At 70.9% G+C, this 6,517-nt stretch carries 8 protein-coding genes; 3 read left to right on the top strand and 5 right to left on the bottom strand.

The features are described from left to right. The 3 genes from AC07AW_RS31880 to AC07AW_RS31870 all read right to left on the bottom strand — a co-directional run. On the bottom strand, positions 1-173 hold a 173-nt coding region (locus AC07AW_RS31880; protein ID WP_478818944.1), incomplete at its 3' end, for a LacI family DNA-binding transcriptional regulator. A 43-nt stretch (positions 174-216) separates the two neighbouring features. Then, positions 217-843, bottom strand: coding sequence for a hypothetical protein (locus tag AC07AW_RS31875; RefSeq protein ID WP_478818926.1), 627 nt, complete (start codon positions 841-843; stop codon positions 217-219). A 112-nt stretch (positions 844-955) separates the two neighbouring features. Further along, the gene (locus AC07AW_RS31870; RefSeq protein ID WP_478818925.1) at positions 956-1,570 is read right to left on the bottom strand and encodes a TetR/AcrR family transcriptional regulator; all 615 of its coding nucleotides are present in this window, start codon (positions 1,568-1,570) and stop codon (positions 956-958) included. A 106-nt stretch (positions 1,571-1,676) separates the two neighbouring features. On the opposite strand from AC07AW_RS31870, the gene AC07AW_RS31865 reads away from it, so the two are divergent. Together AC07AW_RS31865 and AC07AW_RS31860 are read left to right on the top strand one after the other, a co-directional pair. Further along, entirely contained in the window at positions 1,677-2,252 is a 576-nt protein-coding gene (locus AC07AW_RS31865) for an ester cyclase (RefSeq protein ID WP_478818924.1), read from the top strand. Positions 2,253-2,390: 138 nt separating this feature from the next. Continuing rightward, positions 2,391-2,852: a pyridoxamine 5'-phosphate oxidase family protein gene (locus AC07AW_RS31860; protein ID WP_478818923.1), complete on the top strand. Its 462-nt coding sequence runs from the start codon at positions 2,391-2,393 to the stop codon at positions 2,850-2,852. Positions 2,853-2,947: 95 nt separating this feature from the next. On the opposite strand, the gene AC07AW_RS31855 is transcribed toward AC07AW_RS31860, so the two are convergent. Next, complete coding sequence (locus AC07AW_RS31855) at positions 2,948-3,544, bottom strand: SMI1/KNR4 family protein (protein WP_478818922.1); 597 nt, start codon at positions 3,542-3,544, stop codon at positions 2,948-2,950. An 88-nt stretch (positions 3,545-3,632) separates the two neighbouring features. Here AC07AW_RS31855 and AC07AW_RS31850 point away from each other — a divergent pair, with 88 nt between their 5' ends. Then, positions 3,633-5,066, top strand: coding sequence for an amidase (locus AC07AW_RS31850; protein WP_478818921.1), 1,434 nt, complete (start codon positions 3,633-3,635; stop codon positions 5,064-5,066). Between the two features lie 15 nt (positions 5,067-5,081). Here AC07AW_RS31850 and allB read toward each other — a convergent pair whose 3' ends face one another. Further along, positions 5,082-6,437: an allantoinase AllB gene (gene allB / locus AC07AW_RS31845; protein WP_478818943.1), complete on the bottom strand. Its 1,356-nt coding sequence runs from the start codon at positions 6,435-6,437 to the stop codon at positions 5,082-5,084. Positions 6,438-6,517 lie beyond the last annotated feature (80 nt).

Genomic DNA, 6,517 nt, shown 5'->3' with positions numbered 1-6,517 from the left:
GCGTCCGGGAGTCGGCCCTTGCCGTTGAGCGCGTCGGAGACAGTCGTGATGGAGACCCCGGCGGCGGCGGCCACGTCCCGGATGCCTGCCCGGCCAGAACGGTGATCAGCATGGTTCATAGAGCGTCGAAGGATAGAGGCAAGATCCACCCGCCCAGATCTCCACGCCGTCACCACACACGGAGTTGACGGCCCGTCCGCGGCGGTTCCGCTCATGTCACACGGGCGGCCGCCTGTCGGGCAGGGCGTGCGCGAGGAGGAACTCGGTCGCTCCGGCGATGGCCTCGGCGTACGTGCCGTGGACGGGGTCCGATTCCACGCTCCGCTGGTCTGCGGCCGTGGCGGTGTACCACCAGGCGTCGGCGTCGACATCGTGGTGCACGACGGCGACGCCACCCGCGTAGTGGAGCGGGATGGACTCCTTGGCAGACTTCCGCACGACGGCATGGGGCCATTTGAGGCGGGCCGACTGACGCTTGATACCGCCCCAGGCGGAACCGAGTTGGGCGTAGTTCGCCCCGCTGCGGCCGGCGACGGTGGCGGCGCTCTCCGCCAGCCGGTCGACGGACAGTTTGGCTTCGTACAGAGCCCTCAGAAGTGCCAGCTGCACATCGGGCGCCGCCATGAGCACGGGGTCGAAGGGCTTGTCGGCGGCGCCGTAGGCCAGCGCGCGGGTCGAGATCCGTTCAGCCAGGGCGCGCACCGCGTCGAGGACCCTGTCGTCCATCGTGCACGCGTCGTCCGGGGTGGGCTCGTTCCAAGGAGGCTCCACCAGATTCGAGAAGGCGCTCCAGAAGTTCTCGTCGCTCTTGTCGGGAGTCGGGATCCCGTCCACATCGGTCATGCGACAAGCCTAGCTGTCGACAGCACTTCGCGACAGGAATATTTGTCGAGCGTCGCGAATGGACCGCCAGGGCCCGTCCCGCGCTGACCGGCGACCGCCTGTCGGTCGAGGCCTACGGCGTCCGCAACGTGGCCAGGGCGGTGTGGAGGAGGAAGGTTTCGGCGCGGTCCCAGGGCCAGCCGTTCTCGGCGACCAGCGTGCGCCAGCCGCTCGGGCCGAACCAGAACCACAGGAGGTCCGCGGTCTCCTCCTCCGGACAGGCGGGTGCTGCCACGGTGTGCAGGTGCCGTGCGGTGGTACGGAGAGCGGCGCGGTAGTCGGCGGTGGCGCGCTCCCACAGGGCCTCGCCGTCCTCGTGCGACGGCAGCGCCTTGTGGATCGCCTCGTGCACGGTGAACAGACCTTCGTTGCCCATCCGGGTGCCGTGGGCCAGTGCCTTGAGTACGGACTCCAGGTCCCGCTCGGCGAGTACCGCACGCATCGTCCGCTCGTCGCCGGAGGCTCGTACGGCCGTGTCGACGATCTCGTTGAGGATGTCCCCCTTGCTGCCGGCGCTCGCGAAGACGGCCTTCGAGGAGACGCCCGCCTCGGCCGCGATGTCCGCGACGGTCACGCGCCCATAGCCGCGTTCGGCGAACAGCCTGGTCGCCGACTGGAGGATCTGCGCACGCGTCTGGGCTGCGGCTTCCTCACGCCGGGGTGAGACGTACTTGCGCTTGGTCGGCATGGGGTCAGCCTAACCGTGGAAACGGTCGACCTATTCAATAGGTGGCGTGTAACCTGAATATCGGTCAGGGCGGCCACCCGCCCCGTGCGCGAGAGGAACCGAACCCATGGGAATGTCACCCGAGGACGCGGCCCGCGGACTCTTCACCGTCCTGGCGACCGGTGACGCGGCGCTCGCCGCGGACGTCGTCCACCAGGACTTCACCAACCGCGAGGCGGTCGTCTCCCCTGCCGCCTGCTCACTGCCCGGGCCCGCAGGCGCACTTGCCTCGGGCGCGTGGCTGCGCTCCGCCTTCACCGACCTGAGCTTCCCCGTCACCGACCTCGTCCGCGAGGGCGATCAGGTGTGGATACGGCTGCACATGAGGGGCCGGCACACCGGCCCCTTCGTCCACTACCGCGACGGCGCCCTTCTCCAGGCGATCCCGCCCACCGGGGCCGAGATCGACTCCGAGCAGGTCCATGTCCTGCACCTGCAGGACGGCAAGGTCGTCCGCCACGAGGCGGTCCGCGACGACCTCTCCCTGCTCGGGCAGCTCGGCATCTTTCCTCCCGGCCCCACCGTCCGGCTCATCGACGACTGGCACGCGGACGGACGCGCCGCCCGGGCCGCCGCCGTCGTCGCCGAGGCCGCCGAACGAGCGGCGGCCACCGCCCGCGGGCACACACGCGGCCGAGGCTGATCTTCGGCATCGCCAGATCGCTGTTGGGCGCACACCCTCACCGATGCGGATCCCACCATGCCCACAAGCCGGTCCGTCGCCGGGACTAGGACCTGCGCCCCATGCGCACCGTGAACCTGCTCGCTAGTGTCGGCGCCCATGCAAGCGACGAAGATCGTTCGCCGTACCACGGCGGAGCGCAGGCGGGACACCCTGGAACGGCTCGGCTCGGAGCGCGACATCTGGGTGTCCACGGCCCATCCCGACCACGGCCCGCATCAGGTCCCGCTGTGGTTCTGGTGGGACGGGCAGGCGGTCTGGATGTGTACCGGCGCGGACTCCGCGACCGTGCGCAATCTGAGCGAGGAACCGCGCGTACGGCTGGCGCTGCCGGATGCCTTCGACGTGGTGCTGCTGCAAGGGGAGGCGCAGTGCTACCCCGCCCGGGAAGTACCCAAAGCCGCCGCAGACGCGTTCGCAGGCAAGTTCGGCTGGGATCCGCGTACGGAAAAGACCCCCTTCGTGTACCTGCGCGTGGCGCCGCAGACCCTTCGCGCCTGGCGCGGCGTGCCGGAACAGCGTGGCAGGGTCGTGATGCGCGACGGGGTGTGGCTGGGGTAGTACGGACCCTGGGCGTCGTGTGCAGGGGCGTGCCGAGGACCGAGGCGAAGCGGACGGTCAGCCCGTGCTCGTCTCGCGGCGCGACGCATCCGGGATCATCTCCCCTTCCGCTCCCACGGGTTCACGCCCCGCGCCCACAAGCGCTTCTGTTCGGCCTCGGTCAGAAAGAGCGCCGAGCCTCTCCCCCACAGGGTGACGTCACCGAGTGGGCACTCGTCGAACTCCCCGCGCAGCACGCGTACGAGGAAGGCGACCATGCCGCAGTCGAAGCGCCGCCACAGGTCGTCGTCCCGGTTGCGTACCAGGACCGGCCATGCGGCGGGGTCGCCGTCCGACGTGTCCCAGCACAGCAGGTCCGAGCTCATGGTGACCCCCCAGGTGATCAGTACGGGGTCCGTCCCCTCCAGCTCGGGGGACTTCTTCTCCCGCGCCCAGGCCGCCTCCGCGTTGACCGTCTCCAGGAGCATGCCCCCGTACGGGGACGCCGGTTCGGCGTCCTTGTACTCGGGCTCCTGGATCACCAGGCAGCCCTCGATGGACCCCGCGCCGTACGTCTCGACGAACTGCCGGTAGTCGGCCGGGAACTCCCGCCCCCACGACGCACTCATCCGGTCCCAGTCGAGCGGCGTACCGCCCGCGGCCGGCGGCGGCACGAGGTGCCGGAGCGCCTCCCCTTCGGCTTCCTGGCTCACTCTCTCTTCTCCCTCGCGCCGATCTTCCGGGACCCCGCCTTACGTCAACAGCGTTGACGCCCTGGGTCGGCGGCTGTTCGATGCTCCCATGACCGACCTCACCAGCGATCTCGCCTACATGCCTGCCACGGAAGCCCTCAGCCGCTTCCGCGACCGCTCCCTGTCACCCGTCGAGTTGATGACCGCCGTCATCGCACGCGCCGAAACCGTCGAGCCCCGGGTCAACGCCCTCGCCGAGCAGACCTTCGAGCAGGCGCTCGCCGCCGCGCGCGAGGCCGAGTCCCGGTACGCGGGCAAGGGGGAGGCGCCCCGTGCGCTGGAGGGGCTGCCGGTCGCGACGAAGGAGGAGCAGCCGATCGCGGGCCGCAGCAGCACGGACGGTTCACTGGCCTTCCGTGACGAGAGAGCCGACGCGACGCACCCCGTCGTCGAGCGCGTCCAGGCCGCGGGCGGCATCGTGCACGCCCGGACCACCACCCCGGAGTTCAGCTGCGCTGCCTTCACGCAGTCGCGGCTGTGGGGTGTGACGCGCAACCCCTGGAACCTGGAGTTCAGTCCGGGTGGTTCGTCGGGCGGCTCCGGCGCCGCGCTCGCGGCCGGCGAGACGACGCTCGCGACCGGTTCCGACATCGGGGGCTCCATCCGCATCCCCGCCTCGTTCACGGGCACGGTCGGATACAAGCCGCCGTACGGGCGCGTACCGGCGATGGCACCGTTCAATCTGGACACGTACTGCCACGACGGCCCGATGGCGCGGACCGTCGGCGACTGCGCCCTCCTGCAGAACGTCATCGCAGGGCCTCACCCGCTCGACGCGGTCTCCCTGCGCCCCAAGTTCACGCTGCCCGAACACTTCGAGGGCATCGCGGGCCTGAGGGTCGCGCTGTCCGTCGGCCTCGGGGACTGGCCAGTGGATCCCGAGGTCGAGGCCAACACGCGCGCAGTGGCGGAGGCCCTGCGCGCGGCCGGAGCCGTCGTGGAGGAGGTGGAGGTCCCGATCACGCGGGCGGACGTGATGGAGGCGGCGATGATCCACTTCGGCTCCATCTTCGGCCCGTACGTCACGTCGGTCGCCGCGGAGCACGGCGATCTGCTCACCTCGTACGCTCTCGACTTCGCCGAGCGGACCGCCGAGGCCGTCCGCGAGCCCGGCAGCATCATGCGCGGTCTGGAGCTGGAGGCCGCGGTACAGACGACGCTCGGCACCCTGCTCGACCGCTATGACGTGCTGCTGTGCCCGACGACGGCCATTCCGGCGCTGAGGGCGGACGACGACTACCTCTCGACCAAGGTGGTGATCAACGGTGTCGAGCTGGACTCCTATCTGGAGGCCGCGATGACCACGGTGTTCAACATCGCCAGTCGCTGCCCGGTGTTGAGCGTGCCGTCCGGATACGCGTCGACCGGCGTGCCGACGGGAGTCCAGGTCGTCGGACGCACCTACGACGATGCCGCCGTGTTCCGCGTCGCCTCCGCGATCGAGGCAGTACGCCCGTGGAACAGCCGCCGCCCGGCCCTCTGAGGACCCGAGGGCCCGCTACCGGCCGCGTCGTTCGAGGAGGCGGCCGGAGGGCTCGGCGAGGGTGCCGTGGTCGGCGATCCGCTCTCCACGCAGCCAGGTGGAGGTGACGACGCCGTGCAGGGTCTTGCCCGCGTAGGCGGTGATCCGGTTGCGGTGCTCCAGGCCGGCCGGGTCGACGGTGAAGGTGGCGTCCGGGGCGAGGACCGCGAAGTCGGCGTCACGGCCGGCCTCGATGGCGCCCTTCCGGGACAGTCCGGCGAGCCGGGCCGGGCCCTCGGACATCCAGCGCACCACGTCCTCCAGCGAGTGGCCGCGGCGCCGGGCCTCGGTCCAGATCGCCGGCAGACCGAGCTGCAGGGAGGAGATGCCGCCCCAGGCCGAGGCGAAGTCCGGGGTCTTCAGGTCGGCGGTGGACGGCGAGTGGTCGGAGACGATGCAGTCGATGGTGCCGTCCGCGAGCCCCTGCCACAGCGCGTCCTGGTTCGACGCCTCACGGATCGGCGGGCAGCACTTGAACTCGGTCGCCCCGTCCGGGATCTCCTCCGCGGTGAGCGTGAGGAAGTGCGGACAGGACTCCACGGTGATCTTCACCCCCTCGGCCTTCGCGGCGGCCAGCGCCGGCAGCGCGTCCGAGGAGGACAGGTGCAGCACGTGGACGCGGGCGCCCAGCCGGCGGGCCTGGTTGATCAGGTTCTCGATCGCCGTGTTCTCCGCGTCCCGGGGACGCGAGGCCAGGAAGTCGGCGTACGCGCCGCCCGAGCGCTGCGGCGCCGCGGCCAGGTGGTGCGGGTCCTCGGCGTGCACGATCATCAGGCCGTCGAAACCCGCGATCTCGGCCAGCGAGGTCGCCAGCCGCTCCTGATCGAGCTCCGGGAACTCCTCCACCCCGGAGGGCGACAGGAAGCACTTGAAGCCGAAGACGCCGGCGTCGTGCAGCGGCCGCAGGTCCTTGACGTTGTCGGGCAGGGCGCCGCCCCAGAAGCCGACGTCGATGTGGGCCTTGCCGCGGGCCACCTCCTGCTTGACCCGCAGGTGGTCCACCGTGGTGGTCGGGGGCAGCGAGTTGAGCGGCATGTCGAGCAGGGTCGTGATGCCGCCCGCGGCGGCCGCGCGGGTGGCGGTCCAGAAGCCCTCCCACTCGGTGCGGCCCGGGTCGTTCACGTGCACGTGGGTGTCGACCAGACCGGGCAGGACCACGCCGTCGCCGACGTCCTCAAGCCGGGCACCGGCGGGCACCTCGGCGTCGTACGGCAGCACGGCCGCGATCGTCCCACCGGAGACGGCGATCGACGCCGGGCGCGTCCCCTCGGGGGTGATGACGCGCGTCGAGCGCAGGACCAGCTCTATGCCGGACCGCTCTGCGCCGGACAGCTCCGTCTCGGACGGCTCTACACCGGACAGCTCCGTCTCGGACCGCTCTACGTCGGACAACGGATGTCCTCCTCTTCTGT

The sequence above is a fragment of the Streptomyces sp. NPDC044003 genome (assembly GCF_056435185.1).
The sequence above is the reverse complement of the archived record's forward strand: the minus strand, read 5'-3'. Positions and strand labels throughout refer to the sequence as shown.

Bases quoted from the DNA above. Each gene is read 5' to 3' on its own strand.
- AC07AW_RS31870 (WP_478818925.1), bottom strand. From the start codon at position 1,570: ATGCCGACCAAGCGCAAGTACGTCTCACCCCGGCGTGAGGAAGCCGCA.
- AC07AW_RS31850 (WP_478818921.1), top strand. From the start codon at position 3,633: ATGACCGACCTCACCAGCGATCTCGCCTACATGCCTGCCACGGAAGCC.
- AC07AW_RS31875 (WP_478818926.1), bottom strand. From the start codon at position 843: ATGACCGATGTGGACGGGATCCCGACTCCCGACAAGAGCGACGAGAAC.
- AC07AW_RS31860 (WP_478818923.1), top strand. From the start codon at position 2,391: ATGCAAGCGACGAAGATCGTTCGCCGTACCACGGCGGAGCGCAGGCGG.
- AC07AW_RS31865 (WP_478818924.1), top strand. From the start codon at position 1,677: ATGGGAATGTCACCCGAGGACGCGGCCCGCGGACTCTTCACCGTCCTG.